18 protein-coding genes and 2 tRNA genes are annotated in these 21218 nt (G+C 59.6%); 15 read left to right on the top strand and 5 right to left on the bottom strand.

The genetic code is table 11. From position 1 onward, the window contains the following. Positions 1-40 precede the first annotated feature (40 nt). The 7 genes from ACUN0E_RS24145 (at position 41) to poxB (ending at position 9356) form a co-directional block, all read left to right on the top strand. Positions 41-1963, top strand: coding sequence for a dipeptide ABC transporter ATP-binding protein (locus ACUN0E_RS24145; protein ID WP_445568166.1), 1923 nt, complete (start codon positions 41-43; stop codon positions 1961-1963). A gap of 116 nt (positions 1964-2079) precedes the next feature. Next, the gene (gsiB, locus tag ACUN0E_RS24150; RefSeq protein ID WP_445568167.1) at positions 2080-3642 is read left to right on the top strand and encodes a glutathione ABC transporter substrate-binding protein GsiB; all 1563 of its coding nucleotides are present in this window, start codon (positions 2080-2082) and stop codon (positions 3640-3642) included. Between the two features lie 101 nt (positions 3643-3743). Then, the gene (gsiC, locus tag ACUN0E_RS24155; RefSeq protein WP_445568168.1) at positions 3744-4664 is read left to right on the top strand and encodes a glutathione ABC transporter permease GsiC; all 921 of its coding nucleotides are present in this window, start codon (positions 3744-3746) and stop codon (positions 4662-4664) included. Between the two features lie 7 nt (positions 4665-4671). Beyond that, positions 4672-5577 carry a glutathione ABC transporter permease GsiD gene (gene gsiD / locus ACUN0E_RS24160; RefSeq protein ID WP_445568169.1) on the top strand — a complete coding sequence of 302 codons (906 nt, stop codon included), beginning with the start codon at positions 4672-4674 and terminating at the stop codon, positions 5575-5577. Beyond that, positions 5574-6635, top strand: coding sequence for a DmpA family aminopeptidase (locus ACUN0E_RS24165; protein ID WP_445568170.1), 1062 nt, complete (start codon positions 5574-5576; stop codon positions 6633-6635). Before gsiD ends, ACUN0E_RS24165 begins: the two co-directional genes overlap by 4 nt. A gap of 9 nt (positions 6636-6644) precedes the next feature. Beyond that, positions 6645-7478 (top strand): M55 family metallopeptidase, encoded by an 834-nt coding sequence (locus tag ACUN0E_RS24170; protein WP_445568171.1) that lies wholly within the window; start codon positions 6645-6647, stop codon positions 7476-7478. A gap of 153 nt (positions 7479-7631) precedes the next feature. After that, a complete protein-coding gene (gene poxB, locus ACUN0E_RS24175) occupies positions 7632-9356 on the top strand; it encodes a ubiquinone-dependent pyruvate dehydrogenase (protein WP_408222589.1) in 1725 nt (574 codons plus the stop codon). 156 nt (positions 9357-9512) lie between these two features. On the opposite strand, the gene ACUN0E_RS24180 is transcribed toward poxB, so the two are convergent. Next, on the bottom strand, positions 9513-10460 hold the full coding sequence (locus tag ACUN0E_RS24180; protein ID WP_445568172.1) for an alpha/beta fold hydrolase: 948 nt from the start codon (positions 10458-10460) through the stop codon (positions 9513-9515). Positions 10461-10674: 214 nt separating this feature from the next. Here ACUN0E_RS24180 and ACUN0E_RS24185 point away from each other — a divergent pair, with 214 nt between their 5' ends. Further along, positions 10675-12060 (top strand): amino acid permease, encoded by a 1386-nt coding sequence (locus ACUN0E_RS24185; protein WP_408222585.1) that lies wholly within the window; start codon positions 10675-10677, stop codon positions 12058-12060. 144 nt (positions 12061-12204) lie between these two features. Here ACUN0E_RS24185 and ACUN0E_RS24190 read toward each other — a convergent pair. After that, positions 12205-12289 (bottom strand) — tRNA-Leu (locus tag ACUN0E_RS24190). Positions 12290-12395: 106 nt separating this feature from the next. Then, the gene (hemN, locus tag ACUN0E_RS24195; protein WP_445568173.1) at positions 12396-13781 is read right to left on the bottom strand and encodes an oxygen-independent coproporphyrinogen III oxidase; all 1386 of its coding nucleotides are present in this window, start codon (positions 13779-13781) and stop codon (positions 12396-12398) included. Between the two features lie 186 nt (positions 13782-13967). On the opposite strand from hemN, the gene ACUN0E_RS24200 reads away from it, so the two are divergent. From ACUN0E_RS24200 to ACUN0E_RS24210, 3 genes are all read left to right on the top strand, one after another. Further along, positions 13968-14333 (top strand): YkgJ family cysteine cluster protein, encoded by a 366-nt coding sequence (locus tag ACUN0E_RS24200; protein WP_408394146.1) that lies wholly within the window; start codon positions 13968-13970, stop codon positions 14331-14333. 94 nt (positions 14334-14427) lie between these two features. Further along, entirely contained in the window at positions 14428-15021 is a 594-nt protein-coding gene (locus tag ACUN0E_RS24205; RefSeq protein WP_445568174.1) for a DUF1439 domain-containing protein, read from the top strand. An 81-nt stretch (positions 15022-15102) separates the two neighbouring features. After that, the gene (locus ACUN0E_RS24210; protein WP_445568175.1) at positions 15103-15939 is read left to right on the top strand and encodes an undecaprenyl-diphosphate phosphatase; all 837 of its coding nucleotides are present in this window, start codon (positions 15103-15105) and stop codon (positions 15937-15939) included. Positions 15940-16024: 85 nt separating this feature from the next. Here ACUN0E_RS24210 and trmB read toward each other — a convergent pair whose 3' ends face one another. Next, positions 16025-16813, bottom strand: a complete 789-nt coding sequence (gene trmB / locus ACUN0E_RS24215) for a tRNA (guanosine(46)-N7)-methyltransferase TrmB (protein ID WP_408394148.1) — start codon at positions 16811-16813, stop codon at positions 16025-16027. A gap of 384 nt (positions 16814-17197) precedes the next feature. Between trmB and ACUN0E_RS24220 the strand changes: the two genes are divergently transcribed. Then, the gene (locus tag ACUN0E_RS24220) at positions 17198-17581 is read left to right on the top strand and encodes a hypothetical protein (protein ID WP_408394150.1); all 384 of its coding nucleotides are present in this window, start codon (positions 17198-17200) and stop codon (positions 17579-17581) included. A gap of 320 nt (positions 17582-17901) precedes the next feature. Here the strand turns inward: ACUN0E_RS24220 and ACUN0E_RS24225 are convergent. Continuing rightward, positions 17902-17975 (bottom strand) — tRNA-Gly (locus ACUN0E_RS24225). Positions 17976-18444: 469 nt separating this feature from the next. Between ACUN0E_RS24225 and ACUN0E_RS24230 the strand changes: the two genes are divergently transcribed. The 3 genes from ACUN0E_RS24230 (at position 18445) to ACUN0E_RS24240 (ending at position 21086) form a co-directional block, all read left to right on the top strand. Continuing rightward, the gene (locus tag ACUN0E_RS24230) at positions 18445-19245 is read left to right on the top strand and encodes a hypothetical protein (RefSeq protein WP_445568176.1); all 801 of its coding nucleotides are present in this window, start codon (positions 18445-18447) and stop codon (positions 19243-19245) included. A gap of 28 nt (positions 19246-19273) precedes the next feature. Beyond that, a complete protein-coding gene (locus ACUN0E_RS24235) occupies positions 19274-20041 on the top strand; it encodes a hypothetical protein (RefSeq protein WP_445568177.1) in 768 nt (255 codons plus the stop codon). Positions 20042-20279: 238 nt separating this feature from the next. Continuing rightward, complete coding sequence (locus ACUN0E_RS24240) at positions 20280-21086, top strand: DUF3800 domain-containing protein (RefSeq protein WP_445568178.1); 807 nt, start codon at positions 20280-20282, stop codon at positions 21084-21086. The last annotated feature ends 132 nt before the right edge of the window (positions 21087-21218 follow it).

Genomic DNA, 21218 nt, shown 5'->3' on the forward strand with positions numbered 1-21218 from the left:
TGAATCACCGTTAGCTGCGTCCGAATCCAAAGGAACCATCGTGCCGACTTCATCGCACACCGCTCGCCCGCTTACCGAAACTTTGCCGCCGCAACGCGTGCTTGCGGTCGACGATCTGTCGGTTGCATTTCGCAGTGGCGACAAGACTTTCAACGCAGTGCGCAATCTCTCGTTGACGGTCGAGCGTGGCGAGACGCTGGCGATCGTCGGTGAATCGGGTTCGGGCAAATCGGTGACATCGCTTGCCTTGATGCGGCTGATCGAGCATGGCGGTGGGCGCCTTGCCGGTGGCAGCATCGCATTCCGGCGCCGCGACGGCAGCGTGATCGACCTCGCGAAAGCGTCGTCCGGCACGATGCGTTCGATTCGTGGCGCCGACATCGCGATGATTTTCCAGGAGCCGATGACTTCGCTCAATCCGGTGTTCACGGTTGGCGACCAGATCAGCGAGGCGATTGCCTTGCATCAGGGAAAGAGTCGTTCGGCCGCGCACGCCGAAACGCTGCGTCTGCTCGAACTCGTGCGCATTCCGGAAGCGCGCCGGGTGGCGGCTCGTTTTCCGCATCAGCTATCGGGCGGCATGCGTCAGCGCGTGATGATCGCAATGGCGCTGTCGTGCAAGCCCGCGCTGTTGATCGCCGACGAACCGACCACCGCGCTCGACGTAACGATTCAGGCGCAGATCCTGCAATTGATTCGCGGCCTGCAGGACGAGATGAACATGGGCGTGATCTTCATCACGCACGACATGGGGGTGGTGGCCGAAGTGGCCGATCGCGTGCTGGTGATGTATCGCGGCGAGAAAGTGGAAGAGGGTCCGTCGGATACGCTGTTTGCCGCGCCTTCGCATCCCTATACGAAGGCCTTGCTCGCTGCGGTTCCGCGCCTCGGCGCAATGCAGGGCACCGATCAGCCCGCCAAGTTTCCGATTCTGACCGTCGAGCAGGCAGCGCTCACCGGCGTCGACGAACCCGTTCGTCCCGCAGCCGCTGTCGCGCACGAAAGCCAACCCGTGATCCATGACAGCACGCCGCCGATTCTGCGCGTGCGTGATCTGATCACGCGCTTTCCGGTCAAGAGCGGTGTGTTCGGACGCTTGACCGGTCGCGTGCATGCGGTCGAGAAAGTCAGCTTTGATTTGCGGCCGGGTGAAACGCTGGCGCTGGTCGGCGAGTCGGGTTGCGGTAAATCGACAACGGGTCGTTCGTTGCTGCGTCTGGTGGAAAGCCAGAGCGGTTCGATCGAATTCGACGGCAAGGAAATCAGCGCGCTCACCGGCCCGGCGTTGCAAGCGCTGCGCCGCGATATCCAGTTCATTTTCCAGGACCCGTTCGCTTCGCTGAATCCACGCTTGACGGTCGGCTTCTCGATTATGGAGCCGCTGCTCGTGCATGGCGTCGCTCAAGGCGCGGAGGCCCAGGCACGGGTTGCGTGGCTGCTCGAAAAAGTCGGCTTGCCGCCCGAAGCCGCGCGCCGCTATCCGCACGAATTTTCGGGCGGCCAACGGCAACGCATCGCGATCGCGCGCGCGCTCGCACTGAATCCGAAAGTCGTGATCGCGGACGAATCCGTCTCCGCGCTGGACGTCTCCGTGCAGGCGCAAATCGTTAACCTGATGCTCGATCTGCAACGCGAACTGGGTGTCGCGTATCTGTTCATTTCGCACGATATGGCGGTGGTGGAGCGCGTCAGCCATCGCGTGGCGGTGATGTATCTCGGTCAGATCGTCGAGATCGGTCCGCGCCGCGCGGTGTTCGAAGCGCCGCAGCATCCGTATACGAAGAAACTCATGGGCGCGGTGCCGGTTGCCGATCCGGCGCGCCGTCACGCGAAACGCATGCTCGCCGCCGATGAGATTCCGAGCCCGATCCGCGCGCTGAACGACGAACCGGTCGTGGCGCCGCTGGTTGCAGTTGGACCGGACCATTTCGTGGCCCAGCATCGAGTCGGCGGGGCTTACTAGAACCAGACGTGAACACAAGCCCGAACGTAGAACTGAACAAAGCACCGAACCTGAATTAAAGAACTTTCTCTCGCAGCACATAACCCTGTTTCAATTCGCAGCCTGGAGCCAACCTCATGAACCTGCTGGTCCCGTCTTCTCCGTTTCGTTTGCGCGCGCTGGTCAGCGGCGGCGCGATGGTGTTCGCGATGCTCGCGGGCAATGTGGCGCACGCTGATACGACGGCCGTGATGGCCGTTGCATCAACCTTCACGACGCTCGATCCGTACGATGCTAACGACACGCTGTCGCAAGCCGTTGCCAAGTCGTTCTATCAAGGCCTGTTCGGTTTCGACAAGGACATGAAGCTGGTCAATGTGCTGGCCGATAGCTACGAAGCGAGTCCGGATGCGAAGGTTTACACGTTCAAGCTGCGTCACGGCGTGAAGTTTCAGGACGGCACTGATTTCAACGCCGCTGCGGTCAAAGCGAACTTCGACCGCGTGACCGATCCGGCGAACAAGCTCAAGCGCTACAACATGTTCAACCGTATCGAGAAGACCGAAGTGGTCGATCCGTACACTGTGAAGATCACCCTGAAGACGCCGTTTTCGGCGTTCGTCAACGTGTTGGCGCATCCGTCGGCGGTCATGATTTCTCCCGATGCGCTGAAGAAGTACGGTAAGGACATCGCGTTTCATCCGGTCGGCACAGGCCCGTTCGAACTGGTGAAGTGGGACCCGGCAGGCGACCTGACGGTGAAGAAGTTCGCTGGCTACTGGAAGAAAGGCTATCCGAAGGTCGATGCAATCGACTGGAAGCCGGTGGTCGACAACAACACGCGCGCTGCGTTGATGCGCACCGGGGAAGCGGACTTCGCGTTCCAGGTGCCGTTCGAACAGGCGGCGCAATTGCAGTCGAGCCCGAAGGTCGATCTGATCGCATCGCCGTCGATCATCCAGCGCTATATCAGCCTGAACGTCAACCAGAAGCCGTTCGACAACCCGAAGGTGCGTGAAGCGCTGAACTATGCGGTCAACAAGGACGCGCTGACGAAGGTCGCGTTCGCCGGTTACGCGACGCCGGCTGATGGTGTGGTGCCGCAAGGTGTCGACTACGCCGTGAAGCTCGGCCCCTGGCCGTACGATCCAGCCAAGGCGCGCGAGCTGCTGAAGGAAGCCGGTTATCCGAACGGTTTCGAAACGACACTGTGGTCCGGGTATAACTACTCGACCGCACAGAAGGTGATTCAGTTCGTGCAGCAGCAACTGGCGCAAGTCGGCATCAAGGCGCAGGTCGAAGCACTCGAAGCGGGTCAACGCGTCGCAAAGGTGGAAAGCGCGCAGGACCCGGCGACCGCACCGGTGCGGATGTACTACATCGGCTGGTCGTCGTCGACGGGTGAAGCGGACTGGGCGATTTCGCCGCTGCTCGCGTCGTCCTCGTTCCCGCCGAAGATGGTCAACACCGCGTATTACAAGAACGATACCGTTGACAGCGATCTGAAGCAGGCGCTCGAAACCACCGACCGCACGAAGAAGGCCGCGCTCTACACTGACGCGCAAAAACGCATCTGGGCCGACGCACCGTGGATCTTCCTCGTCAAGGAAAAGGTTGTGTACGCGCGCAGCAAGCGTTTGTCGGGCGCGTATGTGGCGCCGGACGGCTCGTTCAATTTCGACGAGATCGCGATCAAGTGATGAGCTGACCGTTCGGCGCGGCGTGTCCCCAACGAGCACGCCGGCCGGGTGGCTGCTTTCTAACGATTCTTCGTTGCCCGCATTATTGCCGGATTGGTTTCATGCTGAACTTCCTCGTCAAACGTATCTTTGGCCTGCTGCCGACGCTCTTCATCGTCGCCGTGCTGGTTTTTCTGTTCGTGCATCTGTTGCCCGGTGATCCGGCGCGCCTCGCTGCCGGTCCCGAAGCGGATGAAGCGACGGTTGCGCTGGTGCGTGCCGACCTCGGTCTTGATAAGCCGATGCCGCAGCAATTCGTCAACTTTTTCGTGAAGATCGCACATGGCGACTTCGGCACGTCCACGCGCAGCAAGCGACCGGTCAGCCAGGAGATCGGTGAGCGCTTCATGCCGACCCTGCTGCTCACGCTCACCAGCATGGTGTGGGCGGTGGTGCTTGGCATGGGCATCGGCATCGTCTCGGCAGTGTGGCGAAATCGTTGGCCGGACCGGCTCGGCATGACGCTGGCGGTGTCGGGCATTTCGTTTCCTGCCTTCGCCCTCGGCATGCTGCTGATGGAAGTCTTTTCGGTGAAACTCGGCTGGCTGCCAATCGTCGGCGACGGTTCATGGAAGAGCTACGTGCTGCCCTCGCTCACACTCGGCGCGGCAGTGGCGGCGGTCATGGCGCGCTTCACGCGTGCTTCGTTCGTCGAAGTGATGAACGAAGACTTCGTGCGAACTGCCCGCGCGAAAGGTGTGCCCGAGTGGCTCGTGATCGTCAAACACTGCCTGCGCAATGCGATGATTCCCGTCATCACGATGATGGGGCTGCAATTCGGTTTTCTGTTGGGCGGTTCGATTGTGGTCGAAGTGGTGTTCAACTGGCCGGGCCTCGGACGCCTGCTGGTGGACTCCGTTACGATGCGTGACTATCCGGTGATTCAGGCGGAAGTGCTGTTGTTCTCGCTGGAATTCATCATCATCAATCTGGTTGTGGACGTGCTGTACGCCGTCATCAATCCGACCATCCGTTTCAAGTGAGGCCCGCATGAGCATCTCAGCCACCGAGGCGAATGCGGCCAAGGCCGCCCTCGTAGAAAACACGATCCGCACACCGTGGAGCGAATTCTGGCGCAAATTCCGTAAGCAGCATGTGGCGCTTGCCGCCGGCATTTTCGTGCTGCTGTTGATCCTGGTTGCGATTCTCGCACCGCATATCGTGCCGTACGACCCGGAGAATTTCTTCGACTACGACGCGTTGAACGCTGGGCCCTCGGTCGCGCACTGGTTTGGTGTCGATTCGCTGGGCCGTGATATTTTCAGCCGCATTCTGGCGGGTTCGCGTATTTCGCTCGAGGCCGGTTTTCTGTCGGTGGCGATCGGCGCGGTAATCGGCACGTTCTTCGGTTTGCTGGCCGGTTACTACGAAGGCTGGTGGGATCGCATTACGATGCGCGTCGCCGATGTGCTGTTCGCGTTTCCGGGCATTCTGCTGGCGATCGGGGTGGTTGCGATTCTCGGCAACGGCATGATCAATGTGATCTGCGCGGTGGCGATTTTCAGCATTCCGGCGTTTGCACGGCTCGTGCGCGGGAATACGCTGATGCTCAAGCAACTCACCTATATCGAAGCGGCGCGCAGCATCGGCGCATCGGACTGGACCATCATCGTGCGGCATATTCTGCCGGGGACGATTTCGTCGATCGTCGTGTACTTCACGATGCGAATCGGTACCTCGATCATCACGGCGGCGAGCCTGTCGTTTCTCGGACTCGGCGCGCAACCGCCGACGCCTGAGTGGGGCGCGATGCTCAACGAAGCGCGTGCCGATATGGTCACCGCGCCGCATATTGCGCTGTTTCCGAGTCTGGCGATTTTCCTCACCGTGCTGGCATTCAATCTGCTCGGCGACGGTTTGCGCGATGCGCTCGATCCGAAGCTCGACCGGTCATGAGTTTTGCTGAAACCGCAGTTGAAAGCACACCGCATATCGGTGTGTTGCCGAGCGGCCCGCGTGGGACGATTGCCGACGTAGAAGGCGTGACGGTGGGACATTGCACACTGGATGAAGGTGCCGTGCAAACCGGCGTGACCGTGATTCATCCGCACCGTGGCGATCCGTTTCTGAACAAGGTGCCTGCGGCTGCTTCGGTGATCAACGGGTTTGGTAAAAGCATCGGACTCGTCCAGGTCGAAGAACTCGGCGTGCTGGAGACGCCGATTGCGTTGACCAATACGTTTGGCGTCGCCGCCGTTGCACAAGCGCAGATTCGCGCAGCAATTCACGCCAATCCGCAAATCGGGCGCGAATGGTCGACGGTCAATCCGCTGGTGTTCGAATGTAACGACGGATACCTGAACGATATTCAGGCGTTGGCGGTAAGCGAACAGCATTTCACTGTTGCATGTGAAGCAGCAGGCGTTGACGTCGCAAGCGGTTCGGTTGGTGCAGGCCGTGGCATGTCGTGCTTCGATCTGAAAGGCGGCATTGGCAATGCTTCACGCGTGGTCGACGTAGCAGGGCAGCGCTATACGGTTGGCGCGCTTGTGTTGGCGAACTTCGGCCGCCTGCCGATGCTGACGATCGACGGCACGCCGCTTGGCCGCGTGTTGGCCGAACGCGCAGCCAAATCTGCCGCACAACCCGAGCAAGGCTCGATCATCATGATCGTCGCCACCGACGCGCCGCTCGATGCACGCCAGCTCAAGCGGCTGTCATTGCGCGCCGCGGCCGGTCTCGCACGAACCGGTTCGGTGTACGGCCACGGCAGCGGCGACATCGCGTTGGCGTTTTCCACGGCCTACACCGTGCCTCAGGAATCCGATTTTGTCGCGCTACCGCCAGTGCTCGCCGACGCACGCCTCGATCCGCTGTTCCGTGCCTGCGCGGACAGTGTCGAGCAGGCAATCCTCGATGCACTATGGCGCGCGACTTCCGTCACAGGCCGCGACAGCCATCAACGTCTATCGCTGCGCGACACCGCACCCGACCTGGCTCAACTTCTCAAGTAACCATCCCTGATGAAAGTCCTGATTTCTGCCGACATCGAAGGCGTCGCCGGCGTGTTTCATTCCGAGCAAACACGCGCGGGCAACGGTGAATACGAAGCCGCACGCCGCTGGATGACACTCGAAGCCAATGCCGCAATTGAAGGCGCGTTCGCAGGCGGCGCGACGCATGTGTGGATCAATGATTCGCATGGCGGCTTCCGCAATCTCCTGCCCGATCTGCTCGACGCACGCGCCCAGGTGATACTCGGCAAACCGCGTACGCTCGGCATGATGGCCGGCCTCGAATACGGCGCGGCACTGGTCTTCATGATCGGCTATCACGCGAGGTCGCAAACGCGCGGCATTCTCTCGCATACGATCAACAGCTTCGCGTTTGCGCGCGTCTCGCTGAATGGCGTCGAAGTGGGCGAGGCAGGATTGTATGGAGCGCTGGCTGAAGAATATGGCGCACAGGTAGCGCTTTTATCCGGCGACGATGTATTCGCGGAAGAAACCGCACCGCGTTTTCCCGGCGCACGTTTTGTCGTCACCAAGAGCGCGACAGGGCATGCGAGCGGTGTCACGCAAACGCCGGCAAGCGCTCGTGATGCAATTGAAAGTGCCGCGCGCGAAGTGGTGCGGCACTACATCGACAAGGGTCACGCACCGCAAGCCACGCGCGCGGCCGCGAAACCCGTCGACTGCGAGTTGCGTGTGCAAACTACCGCGCTTGCCGATCTGTTCTGCCAATGGCCGACGCTCACACGCATCGATGCCGTCACGTTGCGTTTTAGTGCCGAATCGGCGGAACATGCGGTGCGCATGCTGAACTGTCTCTCGGCGATGTCGTTCATGCTGCGCTGAGCTGGGTGACGAGGCACGAGTGCCCTGCAAACGCGGCGGTTCCCCATGCTTACGTTTCGATAAAAAGCTGCCCGCGCGGTGACACGTTTTGCGAGGAAGCGGTACTCTCTGGCATTCCAGAGGTGCCGTCTTTCTCACTTAGCGGAGTACAGCATGGGTAAGCAGACTATCGCGGATTATCTGGCCAGAACACTGGCGGCAGCAGACGTCGAACGGATTTGGGGCGTGACGGGCGACAGCCTGAACGGCCTGTCGGATAGCTTGCAACGGCTCGGTTCGATTCGCTGGATGCATACGCGCCATGAAGAGGTCGCGGCCTTTGCCGCCGGCGCCGATGCGGCGGCCACCGGCAAGCTCGCCGTCTGCGCGGGCAGTTGCGGTCCCGGCAACCTGCATCTGATCAACGGCCTGTACGACTGTCATCGTAATCATCAACCCGTGCTCGCGATCGCCGCGCACATTCCGTCATCGGAAATCGGCCTCGGTTATTTCCAGGAAACCCATCCCCAGGAGTTGTTCAAGGAGTGCAGCCACTACGTCGAGCTGGTGACGAACCCGTCGCAGTTTCCGCGCGTGCTGGCTCGCGCCATGCGCACGGCGATCGAAGAGCGCGGCGTCGCGGTAATCGTGCTGCCGGGCGACGTCGCGCTCGGCGAGGCACCCGACGAAACGCCGGCGTGGGCAGGTACGCTTGAACGCTCGACGGTGGTGCCCTCCGGCGCGGATCTCGACCGGCTCGCCGATATGCTGAATCAGGCCGGCGGCGTGACGCTGCTGTGCGGCAGCGGCTGCGCGGACGCGCACGACGAAGTGGTGGCCTTCGCCGATCAACTCGGCGCGCCCACCGTGCATGCATTGCGCGGCAAGCAATACGTGGAGTGGGACAATCCGTTCGACGTCGGCATGACCGGCCTGATCGGTTTCAGCTCCGGCTATCACGCGATGATGTCATGCGACACGCTCGTGATGCTCGGTACCGATTTCCCGTATCGCAACTTTTATCCGACGCACGGGAATGTGGTGCAGATCGATCGCCGCGGCTCCGCGCTCGGCAAGCGGGCGCCGTTGAAACTGGGCCTCGTCGGCGATGTCAAGGCGACCTTGCAGGCGCTGTTGCCGTTGATCAAACGCAAGACCGATCGGCGCTTCCTCGAAAACGCGCGCAAGCACTATGCGGACACGCGCAAAGACCTCGACGATCTCGCCCGGCCATCCGATCCGGGCCGGGCGATTCATCCGCAATATCTGACCAGCATCATCGACAAGGTGGCGAACGAAGACGCCGTATTCTCTGCCGATGTCGGCACGCCGACCCTCTGGGCCGCGCGTTATCTGACGATGAACGGCAAGCGCAGTTTGCATGGCTCGTTCAATCACGGCTCGATGGCTAATGCAATGCCGCAGGCGCTGGGCGCGCAAGCGGCGGAGCCGGGCCGCCAGGTGATTTCACTATCGGGCGACGGCGGGCTGTCGATGCTGCTCGGTGATCTGCTCACCGCACGCCAACTGAATCTGCCGATCAAGGTGGTCGTGTTCAACAACAGCACGCTCGGCTTCGTCGCGATGGAGATGAAGGCGGGCGGCTACCTCGAAAGCGGCACCGATCTCGCCGCGACCGACTTCGCGGCGATTGCGCGCGGCGCGGGGATCTATGGCGCGAGGGTCGAATTGTCGGAGAACATCGAGCCCGTGTTGCGCGAGGCATTCGCACATCCTGGACCCGCGGTGATCGATGTGGTGACGGCGAAGCACGAACTCGCGTTGCCGCCGAAGATTCAGTGGGCCCAGGCGAAGGGGTTCAGTTTGTATATGCTGCGGGCGGTGTTGAATGGCCGCGGTGATGAGGTGGTCGAATTGGCGAATACGAATCTGCGCTGAGGAGGGGGCGAGTCGCAGCGCGTTAGTGCTTTAAATCCGCCTTGGTGTTTGAGGGTGCTTGCGTGAACCTGATTGCGCTTAAGCGCCAAAGCGTTTGCTTGCAGCAGCGTATGCGCGAGTCGTCTCGTCGCGCATACGTATCAAGCCCGCTGCTGCTTACTGTTGCCGGCTCAACTCCCGCGCTGCACGATCGATCACATCCGCAACAGCACCCGCGTGCGACACCGGCACGAGATGGCTCGATGCGATCGGCACGATCTTTGCCCCCATCCGCTCGGCCATGAATTTTTCGACGGCGGGCGACACCGCGCGATCCCTGGTGGTCAGCACGTACCACGATGGTTTTTCTTTCCACGCCACCTGACTGACCGTTTCGCTGAATGCCTTTGCGGCGATCGGCTGTTGCGCGGCGGAGAGCACGCGCGTCAGATTCTCTGGCACGTCGGCGGCGAAATCGGCGTGATACTTGCTGCGGTCGAGCCACAGGAAACCCGTCGAGTCCGCAGTGATGCCTTCACCCGCGGGCATCGGCGCCGCGCGTTTCATCAGGTCCATCGTCGACTCATGCAGGTCCGGCGCGATTGCCGCCACGTAGACGAGGCCCGCGACGTTCGGCGCGTTCGCGCCGGCTTCGGTGATCACGACACCACCCCATGAATGCCCCACCAAAATGGTCGGCCCATCCTGGCGTGCGAGAACGCGACGGGTGGCGGCGACATCGTCGGCAAGCGACGTGAGCGGATTCTGCACCGAACTCACGTGATAGCCCTTCTGCTGCAACTTCGCGACGACACCGTTCCAGCTCGACCCGTCGACGAAAGCGCCATGAACCAGCACGACGTTGCGTACGGGGCCGGTCATCGGCGCTGCGGATGGTGTGGCGGCACTCGCTCCTGGGGCTGCGGACGTGGGGGCTGTGGCGGCAGGAGTCGCGGGTGCTGCGGGCGGCGGCGCTGGCGCTTCGGGCGCGCTCGATTCCATGCCCGGCATGTCGGCTGGTTCGGCGGCGGGTTCTGCCGTGGGCGCCGCGGTTTGCGCGAGGGCACCCGCGCCAGCGAAGCAGAGACACAAAGCAGCGGCGCAAAGCAGACGTTTGAGCGACATGTTGAATCTCCGAAGGCTGAAACCTCGACTAGGGCAACATACAGAAGCCCCACGCCAGTGACAATCACTATCCTCGCTATTAAGTGCGGCGCAGAACCAAGCGCGGGTTGCTCCCAGTATTTAGGTAATATCGGCCGCGGTAAAATTTCAGGTTCTGCCGGGGCGGACCATAAGTCTGATCGGGTGATCGATATCCATACACTGGGGCGCAATTTTGAATAGTGCACAGCAGCAAGACGGCCTGAAGCGCGGGCTTAAGAATCGCCACATCCAGCTGATCGCGTTGGGCGGGGCGATCGGCACCGGCTTGTTTCTCGGCTCCGCCAGCGTGTTAAAGGCAGCCGGGCCGTCGATGATTCTCGGCTACGCGATCGGCGGCATCATCGCCTTCATGATCATGCGGCAGCTTGGCGAAATGGTCGCGCAGGAACCGGTCGCCGGTTCGTTCAGCCACTTCGCGTACAAATATTGGGGCGACTTTCCCGGCTTTCTGTCCGGCTGGAACTACTGGGTGCTGTATGTGCTCGTGAGCATGGCCGAGTTGACCGCGGTCGGCACCTACGTGCATTACTGGTGGCCTGGGGTGCCCACGTGGGTATCGGCGCTGGTGTGCTTCGCCGTCATCAATGCGATCAATCTCGCCAACGTCAAGGCGTATGGCGAAACCGAATTCTGGTTTGCGATCATCAAGGTCGTGGCGGTGATCGGCATGATCCTGTTCGGGGGTTATCTGCTGATCAGCGGCCATGGTGGGCCGCAAGCCTCGATCACCAATCTCTGGGCCGACGGCGGGTTTTTCCCGCACGGTTTTCATGGTTTGTTCATGATGCTCGCGGTCATCATGTTTTCGTTCGGCGGCCTCGAACTGATCGGCATTACGGCTGCTGAAGCGGACGACCCGCAGAAGAGCATTCCGAAGGCCGTGAATCAGGTGATCTACCGGATTCTGATTTTCTACATCTGCTCACTGGCGGTGCTGCTCTCGTTGTATCCGTGGAATCAGGTCGCGGCCGGCGGCAGTCCGTTCGTGATGATCTTCTCGCAGATCGGCTCGACGCTGACCGCGAACATCCTCAACGTGGTGGTGCTGACCGCGGCGCTGTCGGTCTACAACAGCGGCGTATATGCGAATAGCCGCATGCTCTACGGTCTCGCGGAGCAAGGCAACGCACCGCGCGCACTGATGAAGGTGGACCGGCGTGGCGTGCCGTATATGGCGATCGGTTTGTCGGCGCTCGCCACGTTCACCTGCGTGATCGTCAACTATCTGATTCCGGCCGAAGCGCTTGGTTTGCTGATGGCGCTGGTGGTGGCCGCGCTGGTGTTGAACTGGGCACTGATCAGCCTGACGCATCTGAAGTCGCGCAAGGCGATGGTGGCGGCGGGCGAAACGCTCGTGTTCAAGTCGTTCTGGTTCCCGGTCAGCAACTGGATCTGCCTCGCCTTCATGGCGCTGATTCTCGTGATTCTGGCGATGACGCCGGGCTTGTCGGTGTCGGTGTGGCTCGTGCCGGCGTGGCTGGTCGTGATGTGGGCCGGCTACGTGTTCAAACGCCGGCGGGCAGCGATGCATGGCGGCGCGCGCGTGGCAGGGCAATAAGGCAGAGATTGGGCGCCGGCGCCATGAGCGTCGGATCGCCTAATTTCGAGAAGAGCTTCAATCTGCGGCGGAACGCAAAAAGCCCCGCTCAGCTTTGCTGGGCGGGGCTTTTTGATTTTATACGGTACTGCCTGAATCTTTTTTTGGTGCCCAGGGCCGGAATCGAACCGGCACGCCTTGCGGCGGGGGATTTTGAGTCCCCTGCGTCTACCAATTTCACCACCTGGGCAGGTCTTCTAGCGCACGCGCCAGAGGAGGCCGCGCGGCGAAGACGCAGATTATGGCGGAAAATTCGACGGCGGGCAAGCCGGTTGCCTTCTTCGTATGCTCAACCATCAAACCGTGCGTGAAAACCGTTCAAGCGTCTGCTGGCCGAGATAGCGGTCGAACACCATCGCGATATTACGCACGAGCATGCGCCCGGCCATCTGCACTTCGAGCTTGCTGCCGCTCACCGACACCAGCCCGTCCTGCTCGAAGCCGCGCAAACGCTCCAATTCCGGCTCGAACGTATCGGCGAAGCGGATGCCATATGCGGCTTCAAATTCATCGAAGCGCAGTTCCAGATTGCACATTAGCTGCGTGATCACATCGCGACGCAGACGGTCGTCCGCGGTGAGGCGCACGCCGCGCGTGATCGCGAGCTTGTTCGCATCGATTGCCGTGGCATAACCGGGCAGATCCTTGACGTTCTGCGCGTACACGTCGCCGACTTTGCCGATCGACGACGCGCCGAAGCCGATCAGATCGCATTCCGCACGCGTGCTATACCCCTGAAAATTGCGATGCAACGTGCGCTGCGCTTGCGCGCGCGCGAGTTCGTCGGTGGGCAGCGCGAAGTGATCCATGCCGATGTAAACATAGCCCGCGCCTGTGAGCCGCTCGACTACCCGTTGCAGGATCGCGAGGCGTACGGCGGGCGAAGGCAGCGCGGCCTCGTCCATCTGCCGTTGCATCTTGAAGAGCTGCGGCATATGCGCATACGCGAACACCGAAAGGCGATCGGGCGCGAGTTCGATCATCGTGTCGAGCGTGCGGCTGAAGCTGTCGACTGTTTGATGCGGCAGCCCGTAAATCAGATCGACGCCGATCGAGTGGAACCCCGTGTCACGCGCGGCCTGCATCATCGACGCGGTCATTTCGAGCGGCTGAATGCGATTGATAGCCTGCTGCACCACCGGATCGAAATCCTGCACGCCGAGACTAAGCCGGTTGAAGCCGAGCGTACGTAAATGCGCAATGATCTCGGGCGACGCTTCGCGTGGATCGACTTCGATCGAATATTCGCCTTCGGTATCGGGCAGCAACGTGAAGTGCTCGCGCGCCGAGGCCATCAGTTCCGCCATTTCATCGTGCGACAGGAACGTGGGTGTGCCGCCGCCCCAATGCAATTGGGACACAGGGCGTCGCGTGTCGAAACATGCTGCCTGCAAAGCCATTTCGTGCTTCAGGAGCTCGACATAGGGACGCGCGTGAGCGCGGTTTTTCGTGGCGACCTTATTGCAACCGCAGTAGAAGCACACGGTGTCGCAAAATGGGATGTGGAAGTACAGCGAGAGATCGGTGGCGGAAGCGCCTGGATCTGCGGCGGCGCGCAAATAGTCGGCGGGATCGAACTCGTCGTGGAACTGCAGGGCGGTCGGATAGGACGTATACCGTGGACCGTTCGCGTTGTATTTCGCGAGAAGGTCAGGGCGGAATAGCGTGTTGGCGGTGGTCATGAGGGGCTCAAGTTTGACGGCCGCCGCGGAAGAGGCAAGAGCTGGCGGCGGTTCGCACCACCGGATCGAACAGCGCAGACGCCTCTTGAGCGTGGCCTTTCGTATCTATCAAGTTTATGTGAGCGGCCCTCTTCCGGATTGTGTAAAAAGGTCGCACGGGATGCGGTGGCACAATGCGGGTCTGGTATGGCGTTGTGTGTTGTCGAGTTCAGGAAAAATGTCGTGAGTGATGTGCCGAATAGCGTTGTGAAGCGCGAGTCCCCGTTCCATGTAGCCGGTCACGCGTGCCGCCCCGATTGCGGCGCGTGCTGTATTGCGCCGTCGATTTCGAGCCCGATCCCAGGCATGCCGAATGGCAAGCCCGCGGGCGTGCGCTGCGTGCAACTCGGCGACGATTTGCGCTGCGCGATCTTCGGTCAGCCGGAGCGGCCGGCGTGCTGTTCCGGACTGCAACCGCAGATGGAAATGTGCGGCACGAGCCGCAGCGAAGCGCTCGCGTGGCTCATGCAGCTTGAAACGCAGACTCAACCACAGCCGACGGTGCGCCGATAGCGCGCGTGAGCGAACCGCCACGTCATCCATTGATCCGAATCAGAGCGACCAAACGCAACCGCATGCTCGAGAAGGCTTCCACAGGAGATTTCGCATGACTCGACCCGCTGCGCCGACCCGGCGCCGCTTCCTGCTTGCAGCGCTGGCAAGCTGCACCGCGCTTGGCATCACCGTGTCGCTGGTGGCCTGCGCGACGCCGACCTTTCCATTCATCCCCTCGCACTACACGTTCTCGCAGCAGCAGGTGCAGGACGCGGTGCAGCGCAAATTCCCGTATCAGCGGACGGTTTCGCAAGTGTTCGACGTCGCGCTGACCAATCCGGTGATCGGCTTTCTCCCGGACGCGAACCGCGTCTCGGTGAAGCTCGACGCGCGGCTCGTGAGCCCGTTCATGCCGCAACCGGTCGACGGTGTATTCACCCTGTCGAGCGAACTGGCCTACGACGCCGCCAGCAAGTCGGTCGTGCTGAAGTCGCCGAACGTCGACAACGTCAGCGTGAGCGGGCAGGCTCAGGCCTACACGCAGCAGATCAATGCCGCGGCGGCCGTGCTCGCCACGCAGTTGCTGACCAACTATCCGATCTACACCTTCAAGCCCGAACAGCTGCAATTTGCCGGCGTGAATTACGAACCCGGTACAATCACCATCCTTACAAACGGCATACGCGTGCAAATCGTCGAGAAATGACGCTGCGCGCGGCCGGCAGGGCCGTGCGCATATCGTGCTGACCCTGTTCGTTCCGACTATCTACAGCGATGAGGGTCACGGATGGACTGGCTATTGGCTTGCAAGGCGCTGATTCTGGGCGTCGTCGAAGGGTTGACGGAATTTTTGCCGGTGTCGAGCACCGGCCATCTGATCGTTGTGGGCAGCCTGCTCAATTTCACGGATGAACACGCGAAAACCTTCGATGTCGTGATCCAGCTCGGCGCGATTCTGGCCGTGTGCTGGGAGTTTCGCCGCCGCATCGGCAGCGTGGTGGTCGGCTTGCCCAGCCGGCCCGACGCAAGGCGTTTCACGCTGAATGTGATCATCGCGACGATTCCGGCGGTCGTGTTCGGCTTGCTGTTCGAGAAGGCCATCAAGGCGGCGCTGTTTTCACCGGTGCCGGTCGCGTTCGCGCTGGTGGCGGGCGGGGTGGTAATCCTGTGGGCGGAAGCGCGTCAGCGCGCGCGAGGCGACGTGGCGGCGCGCGTTCAGAACGTCGATGATCTGAGCCCGCTGGATGCGTTGAAAGTTGGCCTCGCTCAATGTTTCGCGCTGATCCCTGGCATGTCGCGCTCCGGTTCGACGATTATCGGCGGCATGCTGTTCGGCCTCGAACGGCGCGTCGCCACGGAGTTCTCTTTTTTCCTCGCGATTCCGATCATCTTCGGCGCGACGGCTTACGAGCTCTATAAAGACTGGCACCTGCTGTCCGCCGACGCGCTTGGCAGTTTCGCGCTCGGTTTTGTGGCGGCCTTCATCAGCGCTTTCGCCTGCGTGCGCTGGCTGCTGCGCTATATCGCGGCGCACGATTTCACCGTGTTCGCGTGGTACCGGATCGGCTTCGGTCTGTTGATCCTGCTGGTCGGCTACAGCGGCGCGTTGAGCTGGGCGGATTGAGTCTCCGCTTATCTGTCGAGTCATGAAAAAAGGTCCGCGTTTGCGGACCTTTTTGCTTGCTGCGAGTGAGTTGTGGCGCGCGGTCTTACGTTGCGACGCGCTTCCTGAACACCAGGTCCCACACGCCATGCCCAAGCTTTAGGCCGCGGCGTTCGAACTTCGTCACTGGACGATATTCCGGACGCGGGGCGTAACCGTCGGCGGTATTCTCCAGCGCGGGATCGGCGCCGAGCACTTCGAGCATCTGCTCGGCGTAGTTCTGCCAGTCGGTCGCGCAGTGCAGATACGCGCCCGGCTTCAGACGCGAAACCAGCAACGCGACGAACTTCGGCTGGATCAGCCGGCGCTTGTGGTGGCGCGCCTTGTGCCACGGGTCCGGAAAGAAGATATGAACGCCGTCGAGGCTGTCCGGCGCGATCATCTGTTCGAGTACTTCGACCGCGTCGTGCTGAATGATGCGGATGTTCGACAACTCCTGCTCGCCCATCAGCTTCAGTAGCGCGCCGACGCCAGGCTCGTGAACTTCGACGCCGAGGAAGTCGTCCTCGGGGCGGTGCGAGGCGATCTCCGCGGTGGTCGCGCCCATCCCGAAGCCGATTTCCAGCACACGCGGCGCTGTGCGGCCGAACACGCTATTCCAGTCGGGTTGCTGCGGCGCAAACGGCACGACGAAACGCGGACCGAGATCGTCCATCGCGCGGCGCTGGCCGGTCGACACGCGGCCCGCACGCGTGACAAAACTGCGGATGCGGCGTCGATGCAAAGCTTCTTCTTGCGGGGCGTCGGAGCCGGTGTCGGCTGGTTGGCCTTCGGTTTCGATGGAAGCCGGCGGGAGTTCGTCCGGCAGGCCGGCGTCGTTTGGATCGTGGATCATTGTCGATACTGCTACAAGGGTGAGGGCCTGGCGGCTTGCATGGGGTGTTGCGAGGCGCCGTTTGTGCTTGCGTGGCATGAGCCGCTGCTCGCCGGCGCGGTTCGCTCGAATCGCTATGCCCGGCCGTTGCCACTACAAAAAAGCCGCCTTCAAGGGAGGCGGCTCGTGCTGGATTCTGCTGACGGTTCAGCAGGAAGGTGGAGCGGGCATTGCAAGTGCGCGTAAGGTAGCACACCCGAAAAGGGTGCGTCCAGACGATGGTCGGCGTACAGAGGGCCTGACATTGGCCAAAGATTACGTTTTCATAACCGTGACAGCCATTCGTATGATTTAATCGCGTTGTAAGCCATCCCGTTGCAACGATTATCTAAACGAAAATCCATTATGGGCAAACACGCACACAATCATCGTCAGGCTAAACCTGCCAAAACCGCTTGGGTCGCTGTCGATCCAACTGCGGTTCCGATTACTTCTCAGAATGCACTTCGTAAAGCCATGGCTATTGAAGGCGTGGCGCTCACGCAATTCAACGATTTACTGTGGTTAATGGCGCAGGAGTCTGGTGGCATGGTGGACACGCGCAACGGGAAGTTGTGCGCACGCGGGATGTACCAACTGTTACGACCTCAGTATGACTTGAATCCGAATGGCGAAAAGTCGTTCGGTAATGCAGTCGAGGAATGTCAGGGCGGGATTCGCTATATTCTCGGGCGGTATCACACCGCTGCATCAGCGCGCCTGGTGTGGGAAGCAAACCACTGGTGTTGAGAATTGAACAAGCTTCTATTGATGGGCTTCGTTTCGGCCATGTGCTGGACGGGTGCAGCGCAAGCCGCCGATGCTGGATGAAGACGACTTCGAGCTGGTCAAGGCGGTCGAGAAGGCTGTGAAGAACTAGCGGCAATCAGCGCAATGGTGTGTTGAACACCGCGCGGGCTTATCACGCCTTTGTGCGACTTTCTGGATCTTCCTGGATGACAGGCGGGAGAGTATGTAGCTGGGGGGATGCGTGCAAAACGCGGCAGACTCAGATCCTTTCGCAAACCCGCCTGACGCCCGGTCAATCGCCAGGCTGGCTAAAAAGAATCTGGAGCGGGCGATGGGAATCGAACCCACGGCTCTAGCTTGGGAAGCTAGGGTATTACCATTATACGACGCCCGCAGAGCCCGCAATTTTACAGGGGTTTGAGGGATTTGGGGAGGCGGGATCGTGTGAAGTGGGGTGAAAAGTGTATCCACTTCGGAAATTCTTGCTGGCATCGCTGAGCGGAACCGATGACAGAGCTTTTGATTGGCCCGCTAAGGGGAGATTCTATCTGTGCGCTTGGACCGTCCCGGCGCGGTTGCACACTCGCGCCTGATTAGGAGGGCTGGGTGCGCGGCAGTCTGCTCCAGGCCTCGTAGCAAACTCCGCAAGGCCTGGAGCCTTTGGCGGAATCTTTCTTGATGAACATTTGCACTGGGAGCAAGCTGCTATACTGAGTTCAAAATATCCGGCTTTTGCCGAGTGAACTAGAAGAAACAAGACCACCGGGATTATGGCTAAAAATAGAATATCGGTCCATTTCGACGGGCCAATCACCAAGAACCACTCCGTTCAATTGCGCGCCTTCAGCAAGACGCTTAGTCACATGCAGACCGCAATCGATAGGGCATATCTTGACGTGAAGTACGGAAACATCTGGAAGAATGCTCGGCTACGTGACGAGGATTACGCACCGACAGAATTCATGATGGACCAGACTCGCGAAGGCGGATTTATCGCCGACTTATTGAGCAGTGACGCCGGAAGCGACGAGATTGTTAAGCGAATTCAAACCGCCGTCGAGCCTGCCTACGAGCGAGCAAAAACTAGTGCTCCCGTCGAAGGTGAAAAGCTAGTAGATCAAGCCGAACATCGACGGAAGCTCTATGTGGCGGGAGCGCAGGAAGCTACACCGTATGCGCAATTTGTCGATAATCCTGACTCAAGGCAGACCCGAGCCTACGGCGATAGGTCAATTGTTAAGGAGTTTGATCAAATTGCTTCCGCTATCCGGGCGCGCGACAACGACGGAAGCTACGTCGAGATTGACTTGCATGCTAATCACAAGTCAGCCAGCTTCGTTTTTGATGATCATATTTCCACGGCGTTTCACGGCGTAGTGTCTACCCGGACGCTTGGAGATCCTGTTGAAATCCCCGTCACTCTACGCGGACTAGACTCAGGTAATGGCGGAGTATCAAAAGCAGTAGCGTTCAATTTGATATCAAGAAAAGAGTTCAATCTTCATATACATACCGACAGGGGTTTCTCGAGCCTGAGGGCGTATTTAAGAAAGCGCAGTCCTCCCCAATTTTCTATTATTGCATGCCCCGTTTTGGAATATGGGGCATTCGATCCACACGCCGGCGACATGTACTTCATTTCTATTTTGAAGGATGGTTCGTAAAAGATACTTCTTCGTTTGAGGTGCCGCAATGCAGTTACCTGACGCCGCGATAGGTTCAATTATTGCAGCAGCTATCGCCGGGCTGGTGGTTTTTATTTCGACTGTACTCACGAAAGAGCAAAAGACGTCCGAATTTCGTCAATCCTGGATCGATGAATTGCGGAAGGATATCTCGCAGTACATTTCCGGCGCGACGGAGATTGTGGCGTTGTACACGGCGAAAACCAATGATAAAGCTGCACAAGCGAAGTTCTTGGATGAAAATTTCAAACTTGTTCACGAGCTTCAGGCAATTGAACATCGAATCGTTCTCAGGCTGAATCCGAAGGAGCATGCAACGCTGATTGCTCAAATTACCGGATTCAGGCAAAGCATGCTTGATGCGTACTCGGTTGCGAGTGCGAGTGCCAGCGTGGATGCGAACTTAACTCGACAAACTGAGGAGCAACGTCTCACAAAGGAGCTGTTGGATTCCGCAAAGTTCGTCCTAAAAAGTGAATGGAAGAGAGTCAAAAGAGGCGAACCTGCTTTTCGGATCGTTAAGTGGACTGCGTTGGCAGCCATCATAATTCTGGCTTATTTATTCCTTCGGTCGGACCGAAGTCCTCTAAAACAACCGCAAACGACAGAGCAAAGGACCGGATCGGAAAACGACCGAACTTCGCAGATCGTCATAGAGAACCAGTTGGAGTGTCCTTCCTTTAGCACGGCCACCAATGTGGGCAGAGTTGCCAGTGCTGTCAAATCGCGCAAACGTCTTTCTGCAGCCCCACCTAATTGTCAGCCGGGAAAGTGATTCTGAAGGATTATGTCTCAAGTTGTCTCAAACGCCGCTGTGAGCAGGCGCGTTTTGCTCGCAGTAGTGCCTCGGCTGATCAAGGGTCACTACGGCTGGCTGCATCGTGTCGAATTCGTCGAGCAAGCCGGAAGAATCAGGATGCAAGGTCGGCCTGCGGAAATCAACAGAGTGCGCCAATTCCGTGCTATAAGCGTGCGGAAAGTCGACAAAAGTATAAGAGACGAAGGGCCGAGCTATGTATCTATTGTATTGCGATGAGACTAACTTTCAGAAGCTTTCAGGCGACTTCTTCGTCTATGGTGGGATCGTTATCGATGGCGCGAAGGCAGGGTTGCTTGCTGACGCACTTTCGAAGATTCGACAGTCCTATGGCGTGCCGAACGAATTCTTGGTCAAGTTCAACCCGGGACCTCAGCATTTGTCCCATGCGGATTTTATCGGTTTGAAACAGGCTTATATCGCTGCCGCTGTCGAGCACAACGTCTTGTTGCTCGTAAATCTTTTGCTTCACGACATCGCAACATCATCTGACCATGCGCGACGATTCGGGATCAATACGCTCTGCTATCACTTCGATTGCTACCTGCACCGGCCAAAAGCTCCCGGACTTGTGTTGATTGATCGCTTCAACGACAAGAACCTAGACGATCAATTAAAGGAGAAGGCGGCCATTGGTTTAACCGGACCCATCGCCTATTCGGGCGAAAAAAAACTCAAGTACATAGTGGGCTATCACCTCTCGGCCATCGGACAGTCGCACTTCTGTAGCCTAGTAGATGTCGTAATTGGATCGCTTCGGTTCGCCATTAACGCCTTCACGCAGGGCAAGGCAGAGCAAATGAACTCGGCCGGCGTGATTTTGAATCAGCTATCTCCCTTATTTTTCCGCGAAGGCGAACCGCCTGGCAATACGAACGCAGTCGACCTGATCAGCTTCTGGTTCAGTCCGGCGAAGGTGAGTGCGGGCAAGTACCGTGAAAAATACTTAGCCTTGCAGGAATTCTTGCAGGCTCAAGGCATCGAGATTGAGCAGAACTTGTAGGTTAAATAAAGGCGTCCCCCACGCTTTGTAATCTAGGCGCCATGGCCTTGTGACTCACAGCTTTCTCCCAAGGAACATCACGCCGTGGCAAGGCGGCAGCAACATTGCGTAAGGCCAAGGATGTTCGACGTT

The sequence above is a fragment of the Paraburkholderia sp. D1E genome, assembly GCF_052682275.1.